This window comes from Streptomyces sp. ATLC9 (assembly GCF_057196705.1).
The window spans coordinates 1-14,125 of the sequence record NZ_JBXUOY010000129.1 but is presented as its reverse complement, the minus strand read 5'-3'; the positions used below and the strand labels follow the sequence as shown (position 1 = coordinate 14,125).

The window sequence follows — 14,125 nt, the reverse complement described above, 5'->3', positions numbered from 1 at the left end:
GGCGGTGGGCGGGCAGCGCCCATTGCGCGGGGGGGGGGGGGGCCCGGGGCCGCGCCCCGGGGCCCCGGCCCCGCTCCCCCACGCGGCTCCCCACAGCCGCACGACGATGCTCCCCGTCCCGGCGCGTCCGCCGCAGGGCCGAAAGGGGAACACTCCGGGGGGACCAACGTCCCTCCCCCGTCCGTGCGGCGCGACCGAAGCCGCATACGCTCCCTCACCGCGGGTATCCGGCGACCACGGTACGGCGACTGCGCCGTTCCGGCCGTCGGACCGTCAGAAACCGGGGGTGGCAGCGGATGAGACACGGTTCTCCGTCGAGGGACGCGAGCGGTGAAGCGGTGCGGGACACCTCGCGCGGGGGGCCGGCCGCGCCCCGGTCCCCCGTGGTGCGGGCGCTGGTGATGGTGGCGGCCCTGGCGGCGACGGCGCTGTTCGCCGTCGTCCTCGCCAGGCTGACCCTGACACCGTCGTACGCCTCGGAGGCACTGACCCACAGCAATCTGCGGCCGGGCGACTCCATCCGCGACTACCTGGGCCAGCCCGCGTTCCGCGACACCGTCAAACAGCTCGGTGGCAACATCGTGCTGGGGATGCCGTTCGGGGTGCTGCTGCCGGTGGCCTGGCCGCGTGCGCGCGGACCGCTGCGGGTGGTCCTGCTGACCACGGCGGTGATGGTGATGGTGGAGCTGGTGCAGGGCGCCGTCGTGCCGGGCAGGGCGTTCGACGTCGACGACGTCATCCTCAACACCACCGGCGCGCTGCTGGGTTACCTGCTGCTCGGCCGCCGTATCGGCCGCGCCGTCCATCCGCCCCGCCGCCGGTGGGGGCGGGGCGCGGGGCGGGAGCGGACCGCGGCGGCCGGGGACGGGAAGGTCTGAGACGGGGTTACCGCCCGGCCCGCGGGGAGCGTTCCCTCACCAGATGGCCTCGACCCACTCGGGGCGGTCGATGAACGGGTTCCGGTTGTGCTGGTACTCGTCGTGGATGACCTCGTTGCGGTTCCGCTCGAAGGAGTCGGGCGGGTCCTCCCGGTGCCACTGCTTCAGGACGCTGATGCGCCCGTGGTAGGGCGCCGAGCCGTTGCCCACCCGGTCGTTGACCTCCAGGTCGGCGAAGCCGTCCTCGCCCTCGTAGCGCACGGCCATGTAGAGGATCATGCGGGCCACGTCGCCCTTGACCGCGTCGCGGGGCTCGAAGCTGTCGCCGTCGGTGTGGTTGCCGGGCGCCCCGGAGACCGCGCCGCCGCCGTTGTCGAAGTCCTTGTTGCCCCGGATGCTGTTGACCCGTACGTCCGTGGGACGCAGGTGGTGCAGATCGGTTCCGGGTCCGGTCCTGGTGCCGAAGTCGCCGTGGGACTTGGCCCACACGTGCTCGCGGTTCCAGTCGCCCAGGTTGCCGCCGTGCTCGGACTTCGCCCGGGAGTGGCCGCTGTACAGCAGGATCACGTTGTCCGGGTCGGAGGGGTCCTCGTCGGTGTCCGCCAACGCGTCCCAGACCTGGCTGTAGGAGAGTCTGGTCTGCTCGCTGATGATGTCGTTGAGTGCCGCCTTCAGGGCGGCGCCGGTCCTGCCCTCGGCCGGTGCGTAGTAGGCGTCACCCGCCGAGGAGATGGCGGGAGCGGCGGACGGGGCGGAGGCGGGAGCGGCCGAGACGGAGGCGGGGACGGCCACGGCCAGCAGGGCGGCCGAGGCCAGGGCTATGCCTGCGGTCGCGGACCCACGGGAGCGGGACATGCGGGGATGTCCTTTCGGTAAGTCCCGGAACAGGGACTGCCAACAGGTGTTCGATATGTGGAGCCTTCCACGTAGACATGTCCCTGCCAACAGCACAGAGGGAAGATCCCGCGGCCATCGAGGGAACACTGGCCCTCCCACCCGGTCCCGTGCGCCCCGGTCTTCCCGGGGCCGTTCAGGACGTGGACGCGCAGATCCCCCCCGCCCGGGGTCTCCACGGCCGGTGCGCCGTCGGCGACCCGCCGGGCCCCCGGTGACGGTGTCGATAAGAAATTCCGCAACTTTTCCGCGAATTGTCACGGTGTCAAGAATTTACCTGTTCATGACATTCCAATAAAGAACCGGAGGACCGACGGGCCCGGGAGGACCGGCTCGGTCCGGTTTCGGCCGCCGACGAACCGCACCGGCACGGTGCGGTTCGTCGGGGACCCCGGGCGCGGCGCCGGCGTACCCGGCGAGCCGCGCGGCCCGGCGTCAGCCCAGGTCCAGGCGGGCGGCCGCCTTGCGCAGCATGCCCGCCTTCTGCTCGACCGGCTTCTGCTGTTCGCCCTGGAGTGCGCTGACGACGGTGAGCGCGCCGGTCAGGACGGGGATGCTCCACTGGGCCCAGCGCAACTGCCGCTCGGCGTCCTCCGTGGAGACCGGGTGGTGCTGGGACCCGGCCGCCTTGTCCGGGTCGGAGGAGGTGGCCATCTCCAGTTTCTTGCCCATGACGCGGCTGTACGCGGTGGCCGCCAGGGCCGCGCCGGTCAGGACGGTCTTGAGTGCCGAGGAGGCCCCCACCCCCCGCTGGTGCTCCACGCGGTACATGTTGGACGCCAGCAGGGAGGCGGCGCCCGCGAGATGGGCCGCGATGGCCAGCCCGTTGACCGGCGCCCACTTCGCCCAGCCGGTGCTCGCGATCCTGTCGCCGGTCGCGGCGTCCTCCCACTCCCTGGCGACGCCGTTCAGACCCACGGCTCCCATCAGGGAGCCGCCGAACCATGCGCCCATCCCCAGGTCGTGCAGGCTGCGAGCGAGCGTGTTGCGTTCGGACACGATGATCTCCAGTTCGCCTCGTCCGATTCGAGCGGTATCCACGTCATTCGAGAATTTCGCGGCATTCAAGGCATACCAGAGGTTCCCACGGGCCGCCGCCCGGAGCCGTACGGCCGGGCGGCGACACCCGTGCCCGCGGCGGGAGGGCGCCTGCGGTGAGGGCGCCGGGCGGCACAGCACGGGGTTCTGCAGCTCGGCGCAGGGGCGGTGGCCGTGGGAGCGCACGATGTCCCTGCCCACCTCGTTCGTCAGGTAGCGCAGGAAGCTGGCCGCCAGGGACTTGGCGGGAGGGCCGCCGCAGGTGTAGGCGTACTCCGTCTCCCAGAAAGGGTGGGCCCCGTGGTCGGCCCCCTCCAGTGCGGCCCGCTGCCCGTCAATGCGCACAAGCCTCACGTCCTTCCGGCCGGATGCCTCGTAGAGACCGCTGTAGCCGATCGCTCCGGGAGTACTCGCCACCTCGTCCAGCACCCCGGTGGTGGAGCCCCGCTCGCAGTTGACGGGGCTGTCGTCCGGTGTGTCGGGCAGCAGGGTGAGGCAGTCGTCGGAGGTGTGTGCCGGCCGCTGCGCTCCGACGGAGATCCGCTTCTCGAAGGTGCCGCGGGTGCCGGAGTTGCTCATGCGGCTCACCAGGCGGACGGGCGGGTCCGCTCCTCCCACGGCCTTCCAGTCGGTGGTCTCCCCGCTGTACAGGTCGTCGATCTGCTCCAGAGTGAGATCCCGGACCCCGGTGTCCTCGTGGACGACGAGGGTGAAGAGGGTAAAGGCGACCGGGCGCGGCAGCAGCAAAGGCGGTGGAACCGGGGAGGGTGAGCTCGCCGCCGGCACAGTCCAGCGGCGCCGCGGTGTCCCCGCGCCCGAGGAAGGACTGCCCGATGATGACCAGGACCAGGAAGCCGACCAGCACGACGGCCTGCCACGTCGTCCCGGTCTGGCTCCTGGTCTCCTGTATGCCGCCTCCGCCAACACCGCCCTTGATCCCGCCGATGACCCTGGGTGCCTCGAACGGCGTCTGCGGGTCCGCGGCCGCATCCGCCTCGCCGGTGCGCTCCAGGGCGGCCAGAACCTTGTAGTGGGCGGAGCGGTTGAGCGGCACCTTGGGGGGTTCGATGACTCCGTCGCGCACGCTCAGCCCCGATTCGTCGCTGAAGCAGGGGCGCAGGAAGTCGTCGCCGAGTTCGGTCACCACCATCCCGGCCACCCTGCGCCCGGGGAACTCGACCCGGACGCCGACCCTGTCGTCGGGGAGGACGGCGTAGTCGTCGATGTCGATGTGGGCCGCGCCGCTGTTCTCGACGCGCAGCAGGACGAACGACGGGTCCACCAGGCGGGTGCCGTCGCCGTCCTGTAACTGCTGCAGCGCCCCCGCGTACTGGACTCCCGCGAAACGGGCGTGGACGGCGTCGGTCGCGGTGGTGTCCATCTGCACCCGGTAACCGAGCCGTTTGCGTCCGGCGAAGAGCAACTTGTAGAGCCCGCCGACGACCGGTACGAGCACACCGGCCGCCGCGAGAACGATCTCCCAATCCCACCGAAGCATGTCCATGGCCTGTCCGCCCCCCCCCCCGTGGAGGACATGGCGAAGGGCCGTCAAACATATGAGCGGGCCGGACTCCGGCGAAGTGGTGCGTCCGGCTTCCGGCGAGTATTCACCGGCTGCCGGGGAACGGTGCGCCGGCCGTACGGCCCGCCGTAGCCCCCCGGCGGGCCGGTGGGCTACGGCGGGCCGCGGCGGGTTCCTCAGCCGCAGGAGGCCGTCCGCTCGTACCGGCCGGGTTCGGTCTCGGTGAGGGAGGTGACGGTGTAGACGTTCCACAGGCCCAGCGCGTCACCGGAACCGACCGCGTAGGTGTAGCCGTAGCGGACGGTGGCACGGCCCTGCTGCGCATGGGTGTAGTTGCTCGCCGTGAAGCAGGCGGGCGCCCCCGGCTCGCCCGGGTCGCCCGGATCACCGGGGTCGGCGTCGCCCATGCCCCAGTCGGCGGTGATGTACGCCGTCGAGCACACCAGGTCGGCGGCGTACGCGCCCGTCGTGCCGCAGCCCTCCGACGGACGCACCGGGACGGCGTGCCCCATTCCGGAGACCCGGTAGTCGCGCACGACGGTGCCGCCGGAGGACCCGTAGTCCTTCCGCGCCACCCCTCCGGGCAGCGAGGCCGAGCCGTCCGCGACGGCGTCCGTGCCGTGCGCGTTCGTCCACTGCTTCACCAACTCGTCCGCGTTCACCGGGGCGACCGTGGTGTCGGAGGCGCCGTGCCAGATCGCGACCGAGGGCCACGGACCGCCGTGCCCCGGGTTCTGGGCGCGGACCAGATCGCCCCACTGGGCGGCGGTCCTCGTGACGCCCGGATTCATGCAGCCGAAGGCCCCGACCATGCTGGTGGCGCAGCCGTGCGGCACACCGGCCAGCACGGCGCCGCCCGCGAACACGTCCGGATAGGCGGCGTGCGCGCTCGCCGCCATCGCGCCGCCGCCGGAGAACCCGGCGACGTACACCCGGGACGGGTCGGCCCCCACCGCGCTCACGGTGTGGGCGGCCATCTGGCGCAGCGACAGCATCTCGCCCCGGCCCCGCGATGTGTCGCCGCTCTGGAACCAGTTGAAGCAGCGGGAGCTGTTGTTGACCGTCTCCTGCTGGGCGGCGACGAGCGCGAAGCCCCGGCTGTCGGCGTACGCGCGCCAGCCGTAGGCCGTCACGAAGCCGGGCGCGTCCTGGGTGCAGCCGTGCAGGACGAGGACGACCGGGGCGCCGGCCGGCAGGTCGTCGGGGACGTAGCGGTACATGGTCAGCGCGCCCGGGTTGGAACCGAAGCCGGTGACGCGTTCGAGGTCGGCGGCCGCCGCCGGGGCGGACAGCCCGGTGAGCGCCAGCGCGAGCGTGCCCAGCAGCACGGCCGCGCGGCGCAGGAGGTTCACGGCTCTCATGAGGGGGTCCTTATGCCTGAAAGGGACCTGACAATGGATGCCGGTACCGTAGGGCGTGACGCGGGTCACCCGAACATGCCTGGGCCACAGGGCCGCCGGCCCGCGGATGGCCACCGCCCACATTGCCGCGGGCTCCCGCGGCCGCTGGCGGTCACCACCGCAGGGCGAGCGTCCCGTCCGGCCCGCGGTCGACACGCGAGCCGAGGCCGCGTCCGGCGCGGTCCAGGACCGCCCGCAGCCACTCCGCGTCCTCCGGCGAGGCGCGGCGCAGCCGTATCCGCCGCGCCTGGAGCGGCACCATCCGCACACCGGCCGTCCGGCCGTCCGGCTCCAGCCGGACGAGGTGGAGCAGCCGCAGGTCGTCCCGGTACCGCTCGTATCCGGTGATGCCCTCGTAGTCGTTCACCAGATCGCCGCAGCCGTACAGCACGAGCCTTCCCCGGTACACCTCCAGGGGGCGGGGGTGGTGCGAGGAGTGGCCGTGGACGACATCCGCGCCGCCGTCGATCAGGGCGTGCGCGAAGCCGGTCTCCTCGGCGGAGACCTCGTATCCCCAGTTCGGCCCCCAGTGGACCGAGACGACCACGATGTCCCCCGGCCGCCCGGCCCGGCGGATCCGCCCGGCCACGGCGGCGGCCGCGGCCGGCGAGGGCTCGTCCACGACGTCCACACCGGGCCTGCCGGGACCGGCGGACCAGGAGGGCGGTATGCCGCTGGAGGGCATACCGAAGGCCAGGGCCACCACCCGCCGGCCGCCTTCCAGGGGCACGGTCGCGGGCCGCCGGGCGGCGGCGAGGTCCCGCCCCGCCCCCGCCGTGGCGATCCCCGCGCCGGCCAGGGCGTCGAGGGTCTCCTCCAGGCCGGGGCGGCCGAAGTCCAGGACGTGGTTGTTGGCCAGGACGCAGACGTCGGGCCGGGCGGCCGACAGACAGGGGAGGTTGGCGGGGCTCACCCGGTAGTGGATGCCCTTGCCCGGCGCGAACGCGTCGCTGTACGTGACGGCGGTCTCCAGGTTGACGATCCGGACGTTCGCAGCGGCCTCGTCGACCGCCGCGAGCGCCTCGCCCCAGGGCCACTCGAAACCGGCCGGCCGGGGCACCGGGCCGCCGGCCGCCTCCGCCAGCTCGACGTAGGTGCGGGCGTCGCGGACGTACGCCTCGCGCAGCGCCGGATCGCCGGGGTGCGGAAGGATCTGGTCGACGCCCCGGCCGAGCATCACGTCACCGCCGAGGAACAGGGTGACCGCGGCCCCGCCCATGCTTCCGAGGGTAGGGCCTTCCCGCCCCGGTCCCGCCCGTGGTGTCCTGGTGGTGGCCTTCGGAGGCGGCCACCGGGCGCGGAGAAGCGGAGCAGGAGCGCGCACCGCGCGACCGGAGCCCGCGGGAAGCGGGCGGCCTCCGGCAGGCCCCGTGTGCCCGGCGTGACCCGCCTAGGCCGCGCCCCCGGCGGGGGCCCCCCGACCCCCGGGCGCCCCCCCCGCCCGGGCCGGGGCGCCCCGCCCCCCCCCCCGCCCCCCCCCCCCACGGCGTGGGCACGGCTACCCGCCGCCCCCCTCCCCTCCGACTCCCTCCAGGGTCCCGGCGTGGTCGGGCACGCGGGTCTGGGTCTCCCTCGGCGGCCGCCGGTAGCCGGTGGACGGCGGCCGGGGCGGCAGACTCGGCCCGGGCGGTTCGACCCGGCGGTACGGGATGCCGGACAGCAGATGGGCGATCATGTTGATCCGCGCCCGCCGCTTGTCGTCCGCCTCGACGACGTACCAGGGGGACTCGGGGGTGTCGGTGCGGGCGAACATCTCGTCCTTGGCCCGCGAGTACGCCTCCCAGCGGACGCGGGACTCCAGATCCATCGGGGAGAGCTTCCAGCGCCGCATGGGGTCCTCCAGCCGCGACCGGAAGCGCCTCTCCTGCTCCTCGTCGCTCACCGAGAACCAGTATTTGCGCAGCAGGATGCCGTCCTCGGTCAGCAGCCGCTCGAAGACGGGGCATTGGTGCAGGAAGCGCGCGTGCTCCTCGTCTGTGCAGAACCCCATGACACGCTCGACGCCCGCGCGGTTGTACCAGCTGCGGTCGAACAGCACGATCTCGCCGGCCGCCGGAAGCTGCTCGGCGTAGCGCTGGAAGTACCACTGGGTGCGCTGGCGCTCGGTGGGCGCGGGCAGGGCGACGATACGGGCCACGCGCGGGTTGAGGTACTCGGTGACGCGCTTGATCACGCCGCCCTTGCCTGCCGCGTCGCGTCCCTCGAAGATGACGACCAGCCGGGCGCCGGTGGAGCGCACCCACTCCTGCATCATCACCAACTGCTCCTGGAGCCGGAGTAGTTCCCTCTCGTACACCGGCCTGGGCAGCCGGGCCCGCCGCCCTTCGGACTTCTTCGGCGGGCGCTTCCCGCCGTCCTGCCGTGTCATACGCACCTTCCGTGCCTTCCGGCTGTTTTCCGCCTCTGCCGACAAAAACCATTTTCCCCGGTGAAACCGGGAAACACGGACGGCCGATACACGCGGCCCGATCCGGGGATGGTGAGTATGGCAACCGGGGAGACCGGACTCAGCGATGTCGTCTACGACCTGATCTCGGTGCGGTACCACGCGCTGAAGGCCGGACACGACTACGGGCAGTACGTCCGCGACGCCGAGAACGCGGGGAAGCAGCAGATCGCCGACTTCTTCCGCAGGGTGATGGAGGAGGATTCCCGGCGTGCCGCCCAGTGCCACAAGTACCTGGCGCAACTGTCCGGCACCGAGGACGCGGGCCCGGCGGCCCAGTGGAGCGCGGGTCCTTTCGGCGGACCGCAGCGCTGCGCCGTCCCGCTTCCGGCGTCCCGGAGCGCGTCGCGGTCCGGGCGACGGTCACCATTGAGGCATGTCACGACGCCGATCCCGTCCACGCCGGAAGGCTCCGTCCGCCTCCCCCGCCCTCTTCCCCGATGCGCCCTGCCCGTGCGGCCTGCCCGCCCCCTACGCCGACTGCTGCGGCCGGTTTCACCGGGGACAGGCGGCAGCCCCCACCGCGGAGGCCCTGATGCGTTCCCGCTACAGCGCCTTCGCCGTGCGGGACCGGGCGTATCTGCTGCGCACCTGGCACCCGGGCACCGCGCCGGAGCGGCTGGAGCCGGACCCGGACACCCGGTGGCGGCGTCTGGAGATCCTCGGCGCCACCGGCGGCAGCCCCTTCCACACCGAGGGAACCGTCTCCTTCCGTGCCCACTTCACCGAGCGGGGGCACGAGGGGGTCATGAAGGAGTGCAGCCGCTTCGTGCGCCGTGCCGGCGCATGGGTGTACCTCGACGCCGCCGGCGCTCCCTGAACGCTCCCGGGCCCAGGGACCTCCGGGCCCACGGCACGTCCGGGAGCGGCCCGGCACGTGACAGGCGCGAAGAACGCGAAGGAGTCGTACACCGTCCGTACGCGGCCGGCTCCGGTGCGACTGCGAGCAAGTAAAGTCCTCCCCTGGGACCATCCGTGAGCGGTCGCGTACTCTGCGGCGTGGGGCGCTGCGGCGGGGTGCGGCCGCGGAGCGTTCGCGTAGGCGCACGGCGGTCTCCTCCGCGCCCTGCCCCGCGTGCGGGCGCGGAGATGGAACAGGAGGGGGAGATGGTGTTGCGTCCCGGTCCGAGGCCGCGGTTTCGTCGTCCGGCTGCCGGGGAGCCGCGGTCCCTGGGCCCGTGGGACCTCCCCGGGCCGGGCGCACCACGGCGGTCCGGTGACGGCGGTACGCCCGGTGGCACCACCGGGAGCACGGCCGGTGCGCGGGATGCGGAGGCCGGCGGCTCCCACCGGGCCGGCCCGGCCGCGCCGACCGGTCCCGTCGTACCCCCCGAGCCCCGCACGGGTTTCCTGACCGGACACCGAGGCCCGCGCACCACCGCCCTGATCCTGACGACCGGCGCGATCGGGTCCGCTCTGGCGACCCTGCTGGTGGCCTCCGGTGTCCTGACACCGGCCGACCACCGCTCACCGCTGTCCGGCGGCCCGCCGCCCTCTCCGGGGCGGACGGCCCCGGAGCCGGACGGCACACCCTCCGCCCCCGGCTCACCGGCCCCCGAGTCCTCCTCCCCTTCCGCGCCCGCCCCGGCCGGTACGCCCTCCGCGCCCGAACAGCCGGTCCGCACACCGCCGGTGTCCGCCACGCCTCCGCCCAACCCCGCCTCCCAGCAGTCGCGGCACCCCGCGCCCGGCATGCTGCGGGAGGGCGACAGCGGCCCGGAGGTGGCAGAGCTCCAGCGGCGGCTGCGGCAGGTCCAGGGCATCTACCCCGGCGGCGACGTCGACAGCCGCTACGACGCCGAGGTCGCCGAGGCCGTCGCCCGCTACCAGCAGTGGTACGGCGTCCGGGGCGACGAGGAGGGCGTGTACGGCGACGACACCCGGCGCGATCTGGAGGCGCGCACCTGACGGACGCGCCGGCGCGCCGCTCGGCGGACGGAGCGGGCGCTCACCACCCGTGCGCTCCGAGCCAGGACTCCACCCGGTCGCCGTCCCAGGCCCCGTCCGCGACGACCACGCGGTAGCGGTAGTCGAAGCTCTCGCCCGGCGGCAGTTCGAACTCCTCGAAGAAGGCCCAGGAGAAGGCCACGACCGGGGTCGGTTCGGAGCGCACGAACCAGTGCGAGGCGTGGATCGCCTCGTCGTTCCCGGGTGCGTGGGCGAAGACCACGGTGGTGTGCGCGTCCGCCGCGTCGCGCTCGGCGGTGAAGGCCAGCCAGGGGGTCCGGACTCCCATCATGGCCGCGGCGCCGGCCTCCCCCTTCCCTCCCCGGCCGCCGGGGCCGAGGACGTCGCCGCCGGTGAAGTCGCGCGGACCGCGCCAGTGGAGGCCGGTGTAGCCGGCCATCTCGCGCCCGGCGGTGGTCGGGGAGCCGAACACCAGCGGCACGGCCCGGATGTTGGTGAGGTGGATCGTCCAGTCCAGTGCCCAGGCGCCCTCCTCGGGATCGGCCGAGTGCACCTCGACGGTGCGCGTCTCGCGGGCCCATTCCTCTCCGCCGTTCTCGGTCCACGTCAGCCGTTCGGCCAGGCGCACCCGGTCCCCGTCCGGGCCGAGGACGTCCACCGCCTCGAAGCCGTCGTGCCGCATCCACCCCACCCGGTCGCGCAGCGGCAGGTAGCCGCGTCCGTGGACGTAGGAGTTGCCGCCCCAGAAGTTCCGCCCGGACAGGTGGCTGGCGGTCATCTGCAGCCCCTTGTGCCAGCGGTGGTCGCTGGGCCGGTAGCCGGTGACGGTGCGGCCGGCCAGGGTGCGCAGCGGATGGGCGTACGGTTTGCGGGACTCGAAGGCGTCCGGGTCGGGCCGGTACACGTAGGCCATCAGCTCCGCTCCGGCACAGGCGACGGAGATCCGCTCACCGTGGGTGTGGGTGACGGTCAGCGGCGCGCTCATCGGGTCGCCTCCTTCGCGGGGGCGTCCGGCGCCCAGTCCGGGTGGTCTCCGTGCATGGCGGTGTAGTACGGGTCGCCGGGGGTGATCTCACCGGCGCGCACCGGCAGCCCGGTGAAGGCGGACTTGTACAGGGCTGCGGTGAACTCCAGAGTGCGGCGGGCCTCGTGGCCGCTGCCGGGCGGCCGGACTCCCACACGCCGGGCGGCGAGCACGGCCGCGAGCTGGGCGGTGTGGGAGCTGGGCAGATCGGCCGCCGGGGTGCGCCAGGCACGGACGCGGTCGGCGCCGCCGGGGGTCCGCTCCACGTGGGGGGCGGGGGTGTAGACCCAGTCGTCGTTGGAGTGGCCGTACAGATGGGTGAGTTCGACGGTGGCGTCGGAGCAGTCGATCCGTATGCGGCTGGCCTCCTGAGGGGACAGGACACTGTTGACGACGGTGGCCATCGCGCCGCTCTCGAACCGGACCAGGGCGGTGGAGACATCCTCGCTCTCCACGTCGTGCATCAGGCGCCCGGCCATGGCCCGCACCTCGGTCCAGTCGCCGAGCAGGCGCAGCAGCAGGTCCGTCTGGTGGATGCCGTGCCCCATGGCGGGACCGCCGCCCTCGGTGGCCCACCGGCCGCGCCAGGGGACGGAGTAGTAGGCGGCGTCGCGGTACCAGGTGGTCTGGCAGTGGGCGACGAGCGGGGTGCCCAGCGCTCCGGAGGCCAGCAGTTCACGGGCGTGGACGGCGCCGGAGCCGTAGCGGTGCTGGAAGAGTACGGTGGCGAACGGGCCGCCGTCCTCCTCCGGGCCCTCGGTGGCGGCGATCTCGTCGTACTCGGCGAGGGAGAGGCACAGCGGCTTCTCGCACAGCACCCACGCGCCGGCGCGCAGCGCGGCCGCCGCCTGCTCGCGGTGGAGGGAGGGCGGGGTGCCGATCAGCACCAGATCGGGTCTCTCCCGCTCCAGCATCGGGGCCAGGTCGGTGTAGCCCGCCACCCCGGCGCCCGCCCGCGCGCGGAAAGCGTCGATCCGTCCGGCGTCCACGTCGACGACGGCGACCGTCTCGACCTCGTCCGCGTGGGCTTCCAGAGCCGGCAGATGGCCGACGGTGGCGATGGCTCCGGCGCCGACGACGGCGGCTCGGAGGCGTTGGGTGACCGGGGGCATCGGGTTCGGGCTCCTTCGGTGGCCGACGATGACAGAAAGCGCTTACCGAACTAGACCCTAGAAGCGGTTCGGGCATCTGGAAAGGGTCGCGGGCATGCCGCGGACGCGGCTTCGCACGGGTCAGCCCCGCACGACGTCCTTGACGAAGACGATGCCGTCGCCGCCGGCCAGGCCGGCCGGGTCGAGGGGCTCGTAGCCGAACCAGGGCGACACGCGGGGCGCGGGCGGCCCGGCGCCGACACCGGGTCCGGGTCCGGGTCCGGCGGCACGTTCATCGGGCCGCTGGCCGGGGGGCTCGGCCTCCGGCCGGCGACGCTGCGCAAGTGGGAGCGTGCCGGACTGGTCCGCCCGCACCGTGACCCGCGTACCGGGTACCGCGTCTACGGCGAGGCCGACGTACGGGACGCCCGGCTGGTCCACCAGCTCAGGCGGGGCGGCTACCTGCTGGAGCAGATCGCCCCGCTGATCGACCGGGTGCGGACGGCCGGCGGACTGGAACCGCTGGAGACCGCGCTGCGCGACTGGCACGGCCGGCTGTCGGCCCGCGGGCGGACGATGCTGGCCGGGGCTGCCGAACTGGAGGCGTACCTGCGCGCACGCGGCTGAGACCTGGCTCTCGTCCGCTCCGCGGGTGAGCGGCCGCCGCCCGGCGCGGAGTCCGAGGACGGAAGGCAGGACGGGAGGACACCCGGATCCTCCGCAACGCCTCTGCCCCCGTTCCCGCCCGGCGGTTATGGTGCGGTCACCGGTCGGGCGAGGGGCACGAGGGGGCGGTATGACAGACGGTGCGGCCGCGGGCGGCGGTGCGCGGACGGAACCCGGTGCGGAACCGGCCCCGGAGCCCGTGCCGGAGTCGGTACTGGAGTCGGTACTGGAGTCCGTGGTGGTGCACGCCGTCGGGGCCGTGTGCGTCCGGCGCGCCCACTGCCCCCTTCCGCCGGGAGGCCCGGCGGTTTCGGACGCGGGCGTACGCGTCCGGGTGGAGGGGCTGCCGATCGCCCTGTACGACCACTCGCTGCGCGGCCGGGTCGTCTCCGGTCCGCCCGGGCTGCGGGTGACCGATATACGGCCGGTACGGGCCGCCGCGCCTCGGGAAGGCCGCGGGATTCCCGCGCCGAGACTGGAGTTGGAGGAGGCCGAGGACCGGCTGGACCGGCTGCGCGAGCGGCGCGACCGGCTCGCCGCGGAGATCGGGGAGGTTTCGGAGCTGCGGGCGGTGCCCCCGCGGCCGCGCCGCGGGGATCCGCCCCGCCGGGCTCCCGTGGAGTCGCTGCTGGCGCTGGCGGACTTCGTGGACGGCCGGCTGGCGCTGCTCCACGAGCGGCTGCGGACGGTGGAGGCCGAACTGAGCGGCGCGGAGCACGACGTCGGTGTGCTGACCCACCGTCTGGAGGCGGCCTCCAGCTCGCTGCCCGCCGGGCGGACGGACGAGTCGGCCGCCGCCGTCCTGACGCTGGAGCGGGTCGGTGACGGCGCGCCGCACGGCGAGGACGTGCAGGCTTCCCGCGAGGCGGAGTTGGAGGTCGAGTACCACGTACCCGGGGCCACCTGGTCGCCGGTGTACCAGTTGAGGCTGGACGGCGCGGACCCCGCCTTGGGCGGGACGATCGTGCTGCGGGCCTGCGTGGCCCAGCGCACCGGCGAGGACTGGACGGGCGTACGGCTGGGCCTGTCCACCGCCGACCTGCTGCGGCCCGCGGATGTCCCCCGGCTGCGGTCGCTGCGGATCGGGCGGCGCCAGGAGGAGCCCACCGCGCGGGGTTGGCGCGAACCCCCGCCGGGACTGGATGAGTTGTTCGCCGGATACGACGCGGCCCTCCCGCCGGGGCCACCGCCCGGCCCGGGCCGGGGCCGGGCCGGCGGGGCGCCGCCGGCCGTTTCCGCTTCCCTGCCGCTCCTGGCC

Annotated in this window: 12 protein-coding genes and 1 pseudogene; 6 read left to right on the top strand and 7 right to left on the bottom strand. The window is 73.9% G+C overall.

The window, feature by feature from the left end:
- Positions 1–296 precede the first annotated feature (296 nt).
- Positions 297–878, top strand: coding sequence for a VanZ family protein (locus AC2CJA_RS15055; RefSeq protein WP_484603210.1), 582 nt, complete (start codon positions 297–299; stop codon positions 876–878).
- A 36-nt stretch (positions 879–914) separates the two neighbouring features.
- On the opposite strand, the gene AC2CJA_RS15050 is transcribed toward AC2CJA_RS15055, so the two are convergent.
- A complete protein-coding gene (locus tag AC2CJA_RS15050; protein ID WP_484603209.1) occupies positions 915–1,733 on the bottom strand; it encodes an endonuclease I family protein in 819 nt (272 codons plus the stop codon).
- A gap of 474 nt (positions 1,734–2,207) precedes the next feature.
- Positions 2,208–3,557 carry a substrate-binding domain-containing protein gene (locus tag AC2CJA_RS15045; protein ID WP_484603208.1) on the bottom strand — a complete coding sequence of 450 codons (1,350 nt, stop codon included), beginning with the start codon at positions 3,555–3,557 and terminating at the stop codon, positions 2,208–2,210.
- A gap of 283 nt (positions 3,558–3,840) precedes the next feature.
- On the opposite strand from AC2CJA_RS15045, the gene AC2CJA_RS15040 reads away from it, so the two are divergent.
- The gene (locus tag AC2CJA_RS15040) at positions 3,841–4,119 is read left to right on the top strand and encodes a hypothetical protein (RefSeq protein WP_484603207.1); all 279 of its coding nucleotides are present in this window, start codon (positions 3,841–3,843) and stop codon (positions 4,117–4,119) included.
- Between the two features lie 389 nt (positions 4,120–4,508).
- Here AC2CJA_RS15040 and AC2CJA_RS15035 read toward each other — a convergent pair whose 3' ends face one another.
- The 3 genes from AC2CJA_RS15035 to ppk2 all read right to left on the bottom strand — a co-directional run bounded on the left by AC2CJA_RS15035 (position 4,509) and on the right by ppk2 (position 8,100).
- Positions 4,509–5,693, bottom strand: coding sequence for an extracellular catalytic domain type 1 short-chain-length polyhydroxyalkanoate depolymerase (locus tag AC2CJA_RS15035; protein ID WP_484603206.1), 1,185 nt, complete (start codon positions 5,691–5,693; stop codon positions 4,509–4,511).
- Positions 5,694–5,844: 151 nt separating this feature from the next.
- Entirely contained in the window at positions 5,845–6,951 is a 1,107-nt protein-coding gene (locus tag AC2CJA_RS15030; RefSeq protein WP_484603205.1) for a CapA family protein, read from the bottom strand.
- 279 nt (positions 6,952–7,230) lie between these two features.
- Complete coding sequence (ppk2, locus tag AC2CJA_RS15025; RefSeq protein ID WP_484603204.1) at positions 7,231–8,100, bottom strand: polyphosphate kinase 2; 870 nt, start codon at positions 8,098–8,100, stop codon at positions 7,231–7,233.
- Positions 8,101–8,554: 454 nt separating this feature from the next.
- Here ppk2 and AC2CJA_RS15020 point away from each other — a divergent pair, with 454 nt between their 5' ends.
- Complete coding sequence (locus AC2CJA_RS15020; RefSeq protein WP_484603203.1) at positions 8,555–8,998, top strand: YchJ family protein; 444 nt, start codon at positions 8,555–8,557, stop codon at positions 8,996–8,998.
- A 287-nt stretch (positions 8,999–9,285) separates the two neighbouring features.
- On the top strand, positions 9,286–10,086 hold the full coding sequence (locus tag AC2CJA_RS15015) for a peptidoglycan-binding domain-containing protein (protein ID WP_484603202.1): 801 nt from the start codon (positions 9,286–9,288) through the stop codon (positions 10,084–10,086).
- A gap of 40 nt (positions 10,087–10,126) precedes the next feature.
- Here the strand turns inward: AC2CJA_RS15015 and AC2CJA_RS15010 are convergent, their stop codons facing one another.
- Together AC2CJA_RS15010 and AC2CJA_RS15005 are read right to left on the bottom strand one after the other, a co-directional pair.
- A complete protein-coding gene (locus AC2CJA_RS15010) occupies positions 10,127–11,071 on the bottom strand; it encodes a DUF6807 domain-containing protein (protein WP_484603201.1) in 945 nt (314 codons plus the stop codon).
- Positions 11,068–12,222, bottom strand: coding sequence for a Gfo/Idh/MocA family protein (locus tag AC2CJA_RS15005; protein ID WP_484603200.1), 1,155 nt, complete (start codon positions 12,220–12,222; stop codon positions 11,068–11,070). The genes AC2CJA_RS15010 and AC2CJA_RS15005 overlap by 4 nt, the downstream gene beginning before the upstream one ends.
- Before the next feature lie 249 nt (positions 12,223–12,471).
- Between AC2CJA_RS15005 and AC2CJA_RS15000 the strand changes: the two are divergent.
- Both AC2CJA_RS15000 and AC2CJA_RS14995 read left to right on the top strand, forming a co-directional pair.
- A pseudogene (locus AC2CJA_RS15000) lies at positions 12,472–12,828 on the top strand (TioE family transcriptional regulator); the annotation flags it as partial.
- 169 nt (positions 12,829–12,997) lie between these two features.
- A partial coding sequence (locus AC2CJA_RS14995; protein WP_484603199.1) for a DUF4139 domain-containing protein occupies positions 12,998–14,125 on the top strand: 1,128 nt, incomplete at its 3' end.